General features: G+C 57.9%; 16 protein-coding genes. 10 read left to right on the forward strand and 6 right to left on the reverse strand.

All coding sequences use genetic code 11. From position 1 onward, the window contains the following. Window positions 1–107: 107 nt before the first annotated feature. Window positions 108–875 carry a hydroxyacylglutathione hydrolase gene (gene gloB, locus K3754_RS04355; protein WP_203208883.1) on the reverse strand — a complete coding sequence of 256 codons (768 nt, stop codon included), beginning with the start codon at window positions 873–875 and terminating at the stop codon, window positions 108–110. A 62-nt stretch (window positions 876–937) separates the two neighbouring features. On the opposite strand from gloB, the gene K3754_RS04360 reads away from it, so the two are divergent. From K3754_RS04360 to K3754_RS04395, 8 genes are all read left to right on the forward strand, one after another. Continuing rightward, window positions 938–1,684, forward strand: coding sequence for a methyltransferase domain-containing protein (locus K3754_RS04360; protein ID WP_203208882.1), 747 nt, complete (start codon window positions 938–940; stop codon window positions 1,682–1,684). 86 nt (window positions 1,685–1,770) lie between these two features. Next, window positions 1,771–2,088, forward strand: a complete 318-nt coding sequence (locus tag K3754_RS04365; protein ID WP_259941351.1) for a DUF3775 domain-containing protein — start codon at window positions 1,771–1,773, stop codon at window positions 2,086–2,088. A 334-nt stretch (window positions 2,089–2,422) separates the two neighbouring features. Beyond that, complete coding sequence (locus K3754_RS04370; RefSeq protein ID WP_259941353.1) at window positions 2,423–2,983, forward strand: F0F1 ATP synthase subunit delta; 561 nt, start codon at window positions 2,423–2,425, stop codon at window positions 2,981–2,983. Continuing rightward, entirely contained in the window at window positions 2,984–4,522 is a 1,539-nt protein-coding gene (atpA, locus tag K3754_RS04375) for a F0F1 ATP synthase subunit alpha (RefSeq protein ID WP_203208880.1), read from the forward strand. Between the two features lie 14 nt (window positions 4,523–4,536). Then, window positions 4,537–5,415: a F0F1 ATP synthase subunit gamma gene (locus K3754_RS04380; protein WP_203208879.1), complete on the forward strand. Its 879-nt coding sequence runs from the start codon at window positions 4,537–4,539 to the stop codon at window positions 5,413–5,415. A 19-nt stretch (window positions 5,416–5,434) separates the two neighbouring features. Beyond that, window positions 5,435–6,859: a F0F1 ATP synthase subunit beta gene (atpD, locus tag K3754_RS04385; RefSeq protein ID WP_203208878.1), complete on the forward strand. Its 1,425-nt coding sequence runs from the start codon at window positions 5,435–5,437 to the stop codon at window positions 6,857–6,859. 15 nt (window positions 6,860–6,874) lie between these two features. After that, window positions 6,875–7,312: a F0F1 ATP synthase subunit epsilon gene (locus tag K3754_RS04390; protein WP_025047901.1), complete on the forward strand. Its 438-nt coding sequence runs from the start codon at window positions 6,875–6,877 to the stop codon at window positions 7,310–7,312. 115 nt (window positions 7,313–7,427) lie between these two features. After that, a complete protein-coding gene (locus K3754_RS04395) occupies window positions 7,428–7,778 on the forward strand; it encodes an H-type lectin domain-containing protein (RefSeq protein ID WP_203208877.1) in 351 nt (116 codons plus the stop codon). Between the two features lie 8 nt (window positions 7,779–7,786). Here K3754_RS04395 and K3754_RS04400 read toward each other — a convergent pair whose 3' ends face one another. After that, complete coding sequence (locus K3754_RS04400; RefSeq protein WP_203208876.1) at window positions 7,787–8,806, reverse strand: ribose-phosphate pyrophosphokinase; 1,020 nt, start codon at window positions 8,804–8,806, stop codon at window positions 7,787–7,789. 105 nt (window positions 8,807–8,911) lie between these two features. Between K3754_RS04400 and K3754_RS04405 the strand changes: the two genes are divergently transcribed. Both K3754_RS04405 and K3754_RS04410 read left to right on the forward strand, forming a co-directional pair. Further along, window positions 8,912–9,508, forward strand: coding sequence for a 2-hydroxychromene-2-carboxylate isomerase (locus K3754_RS04405; protein WP_203208875.1), 597 nt, complete (start codon window positions 8,912–8,914; stop codon window positions 9,506–9,508). Between the two features lie 26 nt (window positions 9,509–9,534). Next, the gene (locus tag K3754_RS04410; RefSeq protein WP_259941359.1) at window positions 9,535–10,308 is read left to right on the forward strand and encodes an alpha/beta fold hydrolase; all 774 of its coding nucleotides are present in this window, start codon (window positions 9,535–9,537) and stop codon (window positions 10,306–10,308) included. 7 nt (window positions 10,309–10,315) lie between these two features. Here K3754_RS04410 and K3754_RS04415 read toward each other — a convergent pair whose 3' ends face one another. From K3754_RS04415 to K3754_RS04430, 4 genes are all read right to left on the reverse strand, one after another. Further along, complete coding sequence (locus tag K3754_RS04415) at window positions 10,316–11,350, reverse strand: low specificity L-threonine aldolase (protein ID WP_259941362.1); 1,035 nt, start codon at window positions 11,348–11,350, stop codon at window positions 10,316–10,318. Further along, window positions 11,350–11,820, reverse strand: coding sequence for a YcgN family cysteine cluster protein (locus tag K3754_RS04420; RefSeq protein ID WP_203208872.1), 471 nt, complete (start codon window positions 11,818–11,820; stop codon window positions 11,350–11,352). The genes K3754_RS04415 and K3754_RS04420 overlap by 1 nt, the downstream gene beginning before the upstream one ends. Continuing rightward, complete coding sequence (locus K3754_RS04425) at window positions 11,817–12,749, reverse strand: bifunctional riboflavin kinase/FAD synthetase (protein ID WP_203208871.1); 933 nt, start codon at window positions 12,747–12,749, stop codon at window positions 11,817–11,819. The genes K3754_RS04420 and K3754_RS04425 overlap by 4 nt, the downstream gene beginning before the upstream one ends. 117 nt (window positions 12,750–12,866) lie before the next feature. Next, a complete protein-coding gene (locus K3754_RS04430; RefSeq protein WP_025047893.1) occupies window positions 12,867–13,310 on the reverse strand; it encodes a MaoC family dehydratase in 444 nt (147 codons plus the stop codon). Between the last annotated feature and the right edge of the window lie 85 nt (window positions 13,311–13,395).

Genomic DNA, 13,395 nt, shown 5'->3' on the forward strand with positions numbered 1-13,395 from the left:
CCTCATAGTATTAGAGTTTGGTTGATCGTGGCCGGTCTTCAAGCGTTTTCTTGAAAAAGACGCTCACTTTTGCCGTGATCGGTGCGTTTTGGCCATTTAAGCCGGGTTTAAAAACTGTCTTTGCGCTTGCGAATTTCCGTAAAAACAGCGGCATCCGTGGCATCTTGCATCCCCAGGGTTGCGCGGATGCCAGGATCGGCGGGGCGCAAAAAGGGATTGGTTTCAAGCTCAGTTGAAAGTTTCGAGGGAACAGTCGGCAACCCCTTTTCTCGGGCCGCCTGAATATCGTTTGACCTAGATATAAGGGCTGCGTTGTCGGGATCAACCGTGAGCGCAAATTTCGCGTTTGAGGCGGTATATTCATGGCCCGAGCAGATAACCGTCTCGGCGGGCAGGGCCATCAGCTTTTGCATGCTGGCCCACATCTGGTCTGGCGTGCCTTCAAACAAGCGGCCGCAGCCTAGCGCCATAAGACTGTCGGCGGTAAAGGCAACACCGGCCTTGGGGACATATAGGGCGATATGACCGATGGTATGGCCAGACACATCCAGCACCTCTGCCTGCAATGCCCCCAGCGATACCGTATCACCTTCGGACACAGCCAGATCGAGTTTGGGCAAGCGGTGCGTATCGGCCTTGGCGCCAACCACCTTGGCCGGATGAACCGCCAGCAGATCGGGCAGGCCGTCAATATGATCCCAATGGTGATGGGTTAGCCAGACCTGCGTTGCGGACCAGCCGCGGCCTTCCAGCTCTTTCAGGATCGGGCCCGCTTCCGGCACGTCGATCACCGCAACTTCGCCGCTGTCATGATCGCGCAACAGATAGGCGTAATTGTCGGACAGGCAGGGGATCGTGATCAGATCATAGGGCATGGTGTCTTACCTCGGTGGTGCGTACTATGACGACAGAGTGTCACTCACCAAGGCGGGCTGCAATGCATCTTGATGTACAAGATTTGCGGAATTTCTATTATCGCAGTGCGCTGGGACGTGCGGCACAGAAAAGCATGCGTAGCCGGTTGTTGGAATTCTGGCCTGAGGCCAAGGGGCAGACGGTGGTCGGCTTTGGCTTTGCTGCACCCTTGTTGCGGCCCTATCTGAAAGACGCCCGGCGGGTGATCACTCTGATGCCGGGGCCGCAGGGGGTGATGCCCTGGCCGGCGGGCATGCCGAACACTTCCGTTTTGACCGAAGAAACGCTTTGGCCGATAGAGACCGGTCATGTGGACAAGCTGGTGCTGCTGCATGGGCTTGAGACCAGCGAACGCCCCAGTGATCTGCTTGAGGAATGCTGGCGGGTGCTGGGGCCGGGGGGCAGGGCGCTGTTTATCGTACCGAACCGGGCCGGTCTTTGGGCGCGGCGGGACCGGACCCCGTTCGGTTATGGGCGGCCCTATTCGCCCGGCCAGCTTGAGACCCAACTGCGCAAGCATCAGTTCTTGCCAGAGCGGCACATGGGTGCCTTGTTCCAGTTTCCCTCCCAGCAACGTGTCTGGATGAAATCGGCCGGATTGTTTGAGAAAGTCGGGCGGCATATGCCAACGATGATGGCAGGCGGCGCGTTTATGGTCGAAGCGACCAAACTGGTATACCCGCCCAAAGGCAAGGTGGAACGGCGCACGGCGCGGCGGGCAATTGAAGTGCTTGAAGGCATGGCCGAACCCACAGCCAAGCCAATATAGACCCGCCCCGACATTGATCTGGCGCAAAGAAACCCCCGCTGGGGCATGCCAAGGTTCAGCCCAACACTGAATCAAAGGGGATAGCGATGTTACAGATCAGCCAGCGCAAAGTGGCGCAAATCATTCTTTATGGTCATGAGATCGAACGCGGCGAAGCGGAACTGCGCGGCTTTCTCGAAACCCTCAATGACGAAGAACTGCACAGCCTTGTTGCCGTGATGTGGATCGGACGGGGCAGCTTTGAGCCCGATGATCTGGCCGAGGCAATGGCCACCGCCGAACGCGAGGCCAGCATTCCGACAGCCGACTACCTTTTGGGCTCTCCGCACTTTTGCGACCACCTCGAAAGCGGGATGGAGGCTCTGGGCCTGTCGGTTGCAGACGCAGAAGAAGATTTGCTGTAACCAAAGCGAGAAATGCGCGGCATGTCCGAGAAGGTCCGGATGCGCCGTAAACAGACAAACAGACCCTGGGCGGCGGGTGTAAGAATCGCGCAACCTCGCTATTTTTAAGCAACATTGAGGGATTTACAGGTGGACAAAGCGCCGCATGTGCCGCTGACCCCATAAAATAAAGCGATAGGGACTCTTCGTCGGGGCGTGATACAGTGTTGCGGGGCGGAACCCTGTCTGCTACATCGCCCCTGATTTAGACGTCTTGAACCGTTTCAAGCCGCGCCAACACTCCGGTGACGCGACTTCCTTCGCATACCGGAACTGACTGTATGAGAGGATGGACGTGTCCGAAACAGCATCAATTTCCACCGGCATCGCGCAACGCTATGCCGCTGCCGTTTACGATCTGGCGAAAGAGACCAAGAAGGTCAAAGCCATCGAGACCGACCTTGAAGGTCTGTCCGCGGCGCTGACAGAGAGCGAAGATTTCCGCAATCTGATCCATTCCCCGATCTACAGCCGCGATGAACAGGCAAATGCCGTTTCCGCGCTGGCCAAGAAAATGAAACTGTCGCCGATGATGGGCAACACGCTGGCGCTGATGGCGCAAAAGCGCCGCCTGTTTGTTTTGCCGCAGTTGGTCAAGACACTGCGCGATCTGATCGCTGCCGACAAAGGCGAGATCACCGCCGAAGTTACATCGGCCAAGGCGCTGACCAAGACACAATCAGACAAACTTGCCAAATCGCTTAAGGCGACGACCGGCAAAACCGTAACGCTCCAAACGACCGTGGATGAAACCCTCATCGGCGGTCTTGTCGTCAAAGTGGGCTCCAAGATGATCGACACTTCGATCCGCTCGAAGCTCAATTCCCTACAGAATGCAATGAAAGAGGTCGGATAAATGGGTATCCAAGCTGCAGAGATTTCTGCGATCCTGAAAGACCAGATCAAGAATTTCGGTCAAGAAGCAGAAGTGGCCGAAGTTGGCCGCGTGCTGTCCGTCGGTGACGGTATTGCCCGTGTTTACGGTCTGGACAATGTTCAGGCTGGTGAGATGGTTGAATTCCCCGGCGGTATTCAGGGTATGGCCCTGAACCTCGAAGCGGACAACGTTGGTGTTGTTATCTTCGGTTCCGACCGTGACATCAAAGAAGGCGACACCGTCAAGCGCACGAACTCCATTGTGGACGTGCCAACAGGTGACGCACTTCTTGGCCGTGTTGTTGACGGTCTGGGCAACCCAATTGACGGCAAAGGCCCGATCAATTCCAAGACCCGCGGTCTTGCCGATGTGAAAGCGCCCGGCATTATCCCGCGTAAGTCGGTGCATGAGCCAATGGCGACTGGTCTCAAATCCGTTGACGCGATGATCCCGATTGGCCGTGGCCAGCGCGAATTGATCATCGGCGACCGTCAGACCGGTAAAACAGCCGTGGCGCTGGACGCCATGCTGAACCAGGCACAGGTGAACGCCGCCGCCGGTGACGACGAGAGCAAGAAAATGTACTGCGTGTACGTTGCGATTGGTCAAAAGCGTTCCACCGTGGCGCAGCTGGTCAAAAAGCTCGAAGAAGCTGGCGCGATGGAATATTGCATCGTTGTCGCTGCCACCGCGTCGGAGCCTGCACCTATGCAGTTCCTCGCGCCTTATGCCGCCACCGCGATGGCAGAGCACTTCCGCGACAATGGCCGCCACGCTTTGATCATCTACGATGATTTGTCCAAGCAGGCTGTGTCCTATCGCCAGATGTCCCTGCTTCTGCGTCGCCCACCAGGGCGTGAAGCCTATCCTGGTGACGTTTTCTATCTCCACTCCCGCCTGCTGGAACGTTCGGCCAAGCTGAACGAAGACAACGGCGCCGGGTCCTTGACGGCTCTGCCGATCATCGAAACCCAAGGTGGTGACGTTTCCGCGTTTATTCCAACCAACGTGATTTCGATCACCGACGGTCAGATTTTCTTGGAAACAGAATTGTTCTACCAAGGTATCCGTCCTGCTGTGAACACCGGTCTGTCGGTTTCGCGGGTTGGCTCTTCGGCCCAGACCAAAGCGATGTCTTCGGTTGCCGGTCCGGTGAAACTGTCGCTGGCTCAGTACCGCGAAATGGCGGCCTTTGCCCAGTTCGGCTCAGATCTGGATGCCGCCACTCAGCAGCTGTTGAACCGTGGTGCCCGCTTGACCGAGCTGATGAAACAGCCGCAGTACGCCCCACTGTCCAACGCCGAGATCGTTTGCGTGATCTACGCCGGTACACACGGCTACCTCGACAAGCTCGACGTGGCGCAAGTGGGCCGCTGGGAACAGGGTCTGCTGGCGCATCTGCGCGGCAAGCACGCCGACCTGCTCAAGGACATCACCGACAACGATCGTAAGGTGAAAGACGAGCTGGAAGACAAAATCAAAGCTGCGCTCGACTCTTACGCCGCTGACTTCGCTTAAGGAGAGATAAGCCAATGGCAAATCTCAAGGACCTTAAAAACAGGATCTCGACGGTCAAATCGACCCGCAAGATCACCAAGGCCATGCAAATGGTTGCCGCGGCGAAACTTCGCCGCGCGCAGGAAGCTGCCGAAGCCTCACGCCCCTATGCCGAACGGTTCAACGCCGTGATGGCGGGGCTTGCGGCCTCCGTTGGCGGATCTGACAGTGCCCCCAAACTGCTAAGCGGTACAGGGTCAGATCAGGTTCAGCTTTTGGTCGTCATGACGTCCGAACGCGGGCTGTGCGGTGGTTTCAACACCAACATCGTCAAATTGGCCAAAGCCAAGGCACAAAAAGTGCTGGCAGCGGGCAAACAGCTGAAGATTCTGACCGTTGGCAAAAAAGGCCGCGATCAGCTGAAGCGTGAATTTGGCACCTATATGATCGGTCACGTGGACATGTCCGAGGTGAAGCGTCTGGGTTATGCCGATGCGCAAAACATCGCCAAAGACGTCCTGGCGCGGTTTGATGCTGGCGAATTCGACGTGGCGACGCTGTTCTATGCGAAGTTCGTCAATGTGGTCAGCCAAATCCCGACAGCCCAACAGATCATCCCGGCGGAATTCGAAGATGCCGGCGAAGATGCGGGCGCCTCGACGCTGTTTGACTACGAGCCTTCTGAAGAGGCGATCCTTGCGGATCTGCTGCCACGTGGTGTTGCCACTGCGATCTTCTCTGGCTTGTTGGAAAACGCAGCATCGGAGCAGGGCGCGCGGATGTCCGCGATGGACAACGCCACTCGCAATGCGGGCGACATGATCGACAGTTTGACGATCCAGTACAACCGCTCGCGTCAGGCCGTCATCACGAACGAGCTGATCGAAATCATTTCCGGCGCGGAAGCGCTGTAAGCAATATCGGAGAAACGACATGGCAAAAGCAGTCGGCAAAATTACTCAGGTCATCGGCGCCGTCGTTGACGTGCAGTTCGAAGATAATCTTCCTGAGATCCTGAACGCCCTTCACACAGAGAACCAAGGCAAGAACCTTGTTCTCGAAGTGGCGCAGCACCTTGGCGAAAACACCGTTCGCGCCATCGCGATGGACGCCACAGAAGGCCTCGTTCGCGGCGCCTCTGTAACCGACACAGGCGCACCGATTCAGGTGCCCGTTGGCAAAGGCACATTGGGCCGTATCCTGAACGTGACCGGTGATCCGGTTGACGAAAAGGGCCCGGTTGACGCAACAGACAGCCGCGCCATTCACGGCGATGCGCCTGCGTTCGAAGCGCAGTCCACCGAAACCGAGATCCTGACAACAGGCATCAAGGTGATCGATCTTCTGGCCCCCTACACCAAGGGTGGTAAAATTGGTCTGTTCGGCGGTGCCGGCGTTGGCAAAACCGTTCTGATCATGGAACTCATCAACAACATCGCGAAGGTGCACTCCGGTGTGTCCGTGTTCGCCGGTGTGGGTGAGCGGACCCGTGAAGGGAACGACCTTTACCACGAAATGATTGAATCCGGCGTTATCGTTCCTGATAACCTGCCAGAGTCCAAAATTGCTCTGGTCTATGGCCAGATGAACGAGCCTCCAGGCGCACGTATGCGTGTGGCCCTGTCCGGTCTGACATTGGCCGAACAGTTCCGCGACGAATCCGGTTCGGACGTTCTGTTCTTTGTGGACAACATCTTCCGCTTTACACAGGCCGGTTCCGAAGTGTCCGCCCTTCTGGGCCGTATTCCCTCTGCTGTGGGTTACCAGCCAACGCTGGCCACCGACATGGGTGCGATGCAGGAACGTATTTCCTCGACAAAGAACGGTTCGATCACATCGGTTCAGGCCGTATACGTACCTGCGGATGACCTTACTGACCCTGCGCCAGCGACATCCTTTGCCCACCTCGACGCGACTACCGTTCTGGACCGTGCAATCTCGGAAAAGGGTATTTACCCTGCTGTGGATCCGCTTGGCTCCACCTCCCGTCTGCTCGATCCGCTGATCATCGGCGAAGAGCACTACAAGGTCGCCACAGACGTGCAGCAGGTTCTGCAGCGCTACAAATCCTTGCAGGACATCATCGCGATCCTCGGCATGGACGAACTCAGCGAAGAAGACAAACTTGCCGTGGCCCGTGCCCGTAAGATCGAACGCTTCCTGAGCCAGCCTTTCGACGTTGCGAAAGTGTTTACCGGTTCCGACGGTGTTCAGGTGCCTTTGGAAGACACAATCGCGTCCTTCAAAGCGGTTGTGGCCGGTGAATATGATCACCTGCCAGAGGGCGCCTTCTACATGGTTGGCGGCATCGACGAAGTGAAGGCGAAAGCCGAGAAAATGGCAGCAGACGCCGCCTAATCAGGAGCCTTACTCATGGCAGACACGATGCAATTCGATTTGGTGTCGCCCGAGCGGCGGCTGGCCTCGATGGAGGTCACTTCGGTACAGATTCCCGGTGCGGATGGCGATATGACGGCGATGGAGGGGCATGCCCCCACCATCACCACGCTGCGCCCCGGCGTTCTGACAGTAGACGGCCCGGATGGGACACAAGCCTATGTTGTGACCGGCGGTTTCGCCGAAATCAGCAGCCGTGGTGTGTCGGTTCTGGCCGAGCGTGCCGTGGTTAAGGGTGACATGACCCAAGACCAGCTCGATGAGATGGTTGAAGAGGCCAAGACCACCTATGCCAAAGCCAAAGAGGCTTTTGCAAATGAACCCGGCCCCGTGGATGACGCAGCCAAGCTGTTGTCGGATATGGTCGCAATGGGCGATGAGATCGGTCTTTCGGCGAAACAGCCAAACCTCTGATCTGGTTACAATAGTATTAAAGAGGCCTCGCGAAAGCGGGGCCTTTTTGCTTTGCTGCACCCGCAAAATCCGCCAGTATGCACGCAAAACTGGAATGCCGGGCACCGTCTGAATTATGAAAAAACTACGCAGTCATCTTATTGGCGTGGACAGCGGAGATGTTGTCCTGTTTTCCGACTATGAAAACGGCGGCGACATGTGGACAGGCGAGGGCCAGCGCGAGCGACGCAAACAAATCGTCTTTTCCGAAGCGTTCAAATCTCCACCCAGTGTTCAGGTGTCGCTGTCGTTGTGGGACGTGGATGCTGCGACGGTCATGCGCGCCGATATCGCCGCAGATGCGGTGACAGAGACCGGTTTTGACATGGTGTTCCGTACGTGGGGCGACACCCGTGTGGCACGGGTGCGCATGGCGTGGTCGGCCATTGGGGAACTCTCTGAAGACGACGATTGGGACGTTAGCTGATCAGGCGATCAGTTGCCCGCGTACATGCCATCATAGATCGGGCCCAGCGTGTCCTGCTCAAACAGCGACGACACGGATGTGCCGTTCCAGATATTCAGGATTGCCTGGGCAAAGACCGGTGCCGTTGGCACGATGCGGATGTTTGCGGCATTCTTGACCTCGGCAGTGGGTTGAATGCTGTCGGTGATGACCAGCGATTTCATAACAGAGTTTGTCACCCGTTCCACGGCGGGGCCGGACATCACGCCGTGGCTGATGTAGGAATGCACTTCCTTGGCCCCATTTTCGAGCAGCACTTCGGCGGCTTTGCACAATGTACCAGCGGTGTCACAGATATCATCCACGATCAGACAGATCTTGCCTTTCACATCACCGATGACGGTCATCTCGGCGATTTCGCCGGGCTTTTCGCGGCGTTTGTCGACGATAGCCAGCGGGGAATTGATCCGCTTGGCCAGTTCCCTTGCGCGGGCCACGCCGCCCACGTCAGGGGAGACGATCATCAACTCGTCCATGCGCTCTTTGAATGTGTGTTTGATATCGAGGGCGAACACCGGTGAGGCATAGAGGTTGTCCACTGGAATATCGAAAAAGCCCTGAATCTGTGCGGCGTGCAGGTCCATCGTCAGAACCCGTTCAATCCCGGTACCAACCAGCATGTTTGCCACCATCTTGGCGGTGATCGGTGTCCGCGCCTTGGTGCGGCGATCCTGACGGGCATAGCCGAAGTATGGCAGTACCGCTGTAACCCGCGCCGCAGATGACCGGCGCAGCGCGTCGGCCATGATCAGCAGTTCCATAAGGTTGTCGTTGGCCGGGTTCGAGGTCGGCTGAATAATGAACATATCCTCGCCGCGCACGTTCTCGAACACCTCGACAAAAATTTCACCATCGTTGAACCGCTCGACCCGCGCATCGACCAAACCTACGTTGACCCCCCGGTGCAGCGACATGCGCCGCGCGATTGCCTTTGCCAGTGGCATATTGGCGTTGCCTGAAATCAGTTTGGGTTCTGAGCGGGTGGGCATTGGGGCAGTCTCCGAGTGGGGCGTAGATGACAGATTCGTGACGTTGACACCACCTAGCATGGCCTTACGGTGCCGCAAAGCAGCTCAACCCAGAAGGAGAGCCAAATGATCCAGATCGACTATTTTTTTGCCACTCTGTCCCCTTATTGCTACCTCGCGGGCACCCGCCTTGAAGAGGTTGCCGCTAAACATGGGGCGACCATCAATTACAAGCCGTTTGATATCGTTTCGGCCTTTGGCCGGACGGGGGGGACACCGCCCAAAGACCGGCACATCAGCCGGATCGAATATCGCGCGCAGGAACTGGTCCGGCAGGCGAAGAAGTTGGATATGCCGTTCAATCTCAAACCTGCACATTGGCCGACCAATGGGGCACCCGCCGCCTATGCCTTTATCGCTGCCCAGAATGCAGGCGGTGGTGATTTGGGCCAATTGGCGCATTTGATCACCCGCGCCGTTTGGGCCGAGGAAAAAGACATCGCCCAAGACGACGTCATACGCGCCTGCCTGCAAGAGGCCGGATTTGATCCTGCATTGGCGGACAGCGGCATGTTGGTCGGGGCCGAAACCTATGCCCGCAACCTCGAAGAGGCAGTGGAACGCGGGGTCTTTGGCGCGCCGTTCTATTTCGTGGGTGATCAACGGTTCTGGGGGCAGGACCGCATCGCGGATCTTGATGCCCATCTGGCAGGCGATCTGTGACAGTCCAAGCGGGTTTTATCCCCCATGTGAGCACGCTTGGATCCGGCCCGCGCCGGGTTCTTGCCTTGCATTGCACGCTGGCCTTTGGCGGGGCGTGGGGCGGTATGGTCAAGCAGCTTGGCGAAGACCTGACCTTTGTCGCACCCGACATGCCCAGCCATGGCCGCAGCGTTGATTGGGATCAGCGGAGCAGTTTTGCAGATACCGTGCTGGCGGCGTCTTTGTCGGTGATGGATGATGCCCCGATGGATGTGATCGGTCACTCCTTTGGCGCGGCTACGGCCCTGCGCATGGCGGTACAGCATCCCGCAAGGGTCCGAAGTATCACTTTGATCGAGCCGGTGTTTTTTGCCGTAGCGATAGCCGACGCGCCAGAAACCATGGGAGATCACGACGGGCGGGCACAACCTTTCGTGGACGCCATGCAAGCGGGTGACCCCGCGCTTGCTGCCCGTTTGTTCAACCGAATGTGGAGCGAGGCAGGCACGTGGGATCGCTTGCCAAACCGCACCCGCGCCGCCATGACCCGTGCCATCCACGTGGTACCGGACACCGATGCGTTTCTCTATGACGACCTCTGCGGACTGCTGGAACCGGGGCAGCTTGATACGCTGTCGGTGCCAACCTTGCTGATCCGCGGCGAACAGGCATTGCCTGCCATTGCAGCGGTGAATGACGGGCTGTGCAAACGCATCCCCGGCGCGGCTCAATCGATTATTGCCGGGGCAGGTCACATGGCCCCGATCAGCCATCCGGCTGAAACGGCAGAAGCATTTGCCAGCTTGCTCGAACGGGCCTGATTGGCGATTAGAACAGGCTCAAAAACTGGTCGATTTGCTCCTTGCTGATGGACCAGTCGCAGACCATCCGCGCGGCAAGCAAGCTGTCCTCTGGTCCATCAAGCGGCCCGTCCCATAGGTAATATTTGGCCCCGGCCTCATGCAGCTTGCGGTGAATGGCGCGTGGGAAACGCGGGAACAGCATATTGGCCTGCGGCGCGTGCAAAAACTCCGCCCCGGCCTTGCGCAACCCTTCAGCCAAATAGGCCGCATTGGCATTGGCCTGCTGCGCGGTCTCGCGCCAAAGATCACCCTGCAGGTATCCAGCCATTTGCGCGGACAGGAACCGGTGCTTTGAAAACAGATGCGCCCCGCGCTTGCGGCGCAGTTCAAATTCCCAGGCCTTAGCCGGATCGAAGAACACAACCGCCTCAACACCCATGCAGCCGTTCTTGGTGCCGCCAAAGCTGACAACATCCACACCCAACTTCCATGTCATCTCGGCGGCAGCGCAGTTCAGCGCCTCAGTCGCATTGGCGAACCGTGCGCCATCGATATGCACCGGCAATTCATGCGTCTTGGCCACATCTGTCAACGCCCGTAGTTCTTCCAGGCTGTGTACTGATCCGCGTTCGGTCACTTGGGTGATCGACACCGGGCCAGGCTGAGCGGAATGTACATCGCCCGCCGTGCGAGCCGTGATTGCCGCTTGCAAGCTCTCAGGCGTCATCTTGTCGTCGGTCGGAATCACCGTCAGCTTGGCTGCACCTGCGTAGAACTCCGGCGCGTTGCACTCGTCTTCGTGAATATGGGCAACTTCGGAGCAGAAAATAGTTTGCCAAGGCTGGCAATAACAAGCGAGCGCCAGCGCATTGGCCGCTGTGCCCGTTGCCACGAGATAAACCGCCGCCTCTGGCGCTTCAAACACCCGGCGGATCTCGGTGCGAACCTCATCCATGATCGGATCTTTACCATAGGGCATTGCGTAATCGGTGTTGGCCGCGATCACCCGCTCCATCACCTTGGGATGCACTGGGCCTGCATTGTCAGAGGCAAAAAACATCAGGTCGGTTCCTCGATAATATGGTCTTCCCATTCCTCGAACGGGGTGTCGAATTCTGAAACGGTGCCACCCTGCACGCTGATCCCGGCGTCGTGTACCGATTGGGCGGTGCCGCTGATCAAAGGATGCCAAGCGGGCAGGGGCTTGCCCTGCCACAGCAACCGATAGGCGCAGGTCTGCGGCATCCAATAGGCGTGGCTGTCCATGTTGTCCGGGCGCAGCACGATGCAATCGGGCACAAACTGATGGCGGTTTTCGTAATGCACACAGCGGCAGGTCGCATCATCCAGCAGGCGGCAAGCCACACGGGTCAGCGCCACTTCGCCGCTGTCCTCATCTTCCAGCTTGTTCAGGCAACATTTCCCGCAGCCATCGCAAAGCGCTTCCCATTCTGTCGGGTTCATCTCGGACAGCGGTTTCTTTTCCCAAAACCTCGGGGTCAGGCCCTTGCGCACAATGGGATCGCTCATAAGGCGTCCAGAATGCTGCGGGCTTTGGCACAATCGGCATCCATCTGGGTGATCAGGGCATCAAGGCTGTCAAAGTTCTCTTCACCGCGCAGATGTTCGACCAAGGCGATGGACAACGGCGTGCCGTAAAGATCGCCTTTGAAGTCAAAGATATAGGTTTCCAGATTGGCGGTGTTCTCTCCAAACATCGGCCGCACGCCGATGCTTGCCGCGCCTTGATAGCTGCCCTTGTGTGGCCCTTCCAAAACATCGACGAGCACCGCGTAAACGCCAAAAGCAGGCGGGTGGATGTCATCAATGGACATATTCGCCGTGGGAAAGCCCAACTCGCGCCCCCGCTGTTCACCAGTGATCACCGGCCCGTCCACGCGGTGCCAATGGCCCAACATCGCGGCCGCCTCGCGCGGCTTGCCATCGCTGAGCGCCTTGCGGATCGCGGTGGAGGATACGGTCTGTGCTCCGGTTTCCAAAAGCGGGGCAATCGTCACGCCAAAGCCGAAAGTCTCGCCAAAGGTGACAAGGTCCTTCGCGCTGCCCGCGCGGCCTTTGCCAAAACAAAAATCGGCCCCAACCACCACGTGGGCAATGCCCAGCCCATCCTTAAGCACATCGCGGGCAAATTCTTCGGGCGTGAGGGAGGCCAGTTGCGTGCCAAAGTTCAGCTCGTAAAGCAGATCAATGCCAACCTTCTCCAACCGATGCGCCCGCGCATCGCGGCTCATCAGGCGAAAGGGCGGCGCGTCGGGGGCAAAAAATTCCCTCGGGTGCGGCTCAAAGGTGATCACGCCCAGCGGTGCATCGGGGGCGGCGTTGCGGGCCAGATCAATCACGGACATATGTCCCTGATGCACGCCGTCAAAATTGCCAATCGCGGCGGTGGCACCGCGGTCGCTTTGTTCTACAAACTGATGGTCTCGGATGATCTTCATAGATCATTGCCTAGCGGCCACGGCCCGCAGTGGCAAGCACTGGACCAGCTTCATTTGGTCCAAAAACTTCCGGGGGAATCGCGGCTTGCCGCGATGGGGGTTGGCCCCCTTGCCGGATCAGTCGAACTTTCGCGACGGTGCCAGCACTGTGGCTTCGCCGATCAACACCTTCTTGCCATCCACGGCACAATGGCAATCCATTTTCACCCGGCGTTTGGCGAACTCAATGTCGGTGACCTTGACCTCGGCATAGACCATATCACCGGGGCGCACAGGGCCAAGAAATTTGAGCGATTGACCCAGATACACGGTGCCATGACCGGGCAGTTGTTCCCCGATCACGGCAGAGATCAATCCGGCGGTCAGCATCCCGTGGGCGATCCGGCCTTCAAAGATCGTGTCCTGGGCATAGTCATCATCCAGATGCACCGGGTTCCGGTCCGTCGAGATCTGCGCAAACATTTCGATATCCGCGTCGGTCACGACCTTACGCAGATAGCGGCTCATGCCGATTTCGATGTCTTCGATACAGATCGTGCCGCGCGGAAGGTTGTCCAACATACCCCATCCTCTGAGTAATAAAATGCCGTTCGGAGCATCTCCGATGTAACTTAATTACTTTGCAGGCGCAGAAAATCAAGGGGAA

It is taken from the genome of Sulfitobacter sp. M368 (assembly GCF_025141875.1).
Classification (GTDB): domain Bacteria; phylum Pseudomonadota; class Alphaproteobacteria; order Rhodobacterales; family Rhodobacteraceae; genus Sulfitobacter; species Sulfitobacter mediterraneus_A.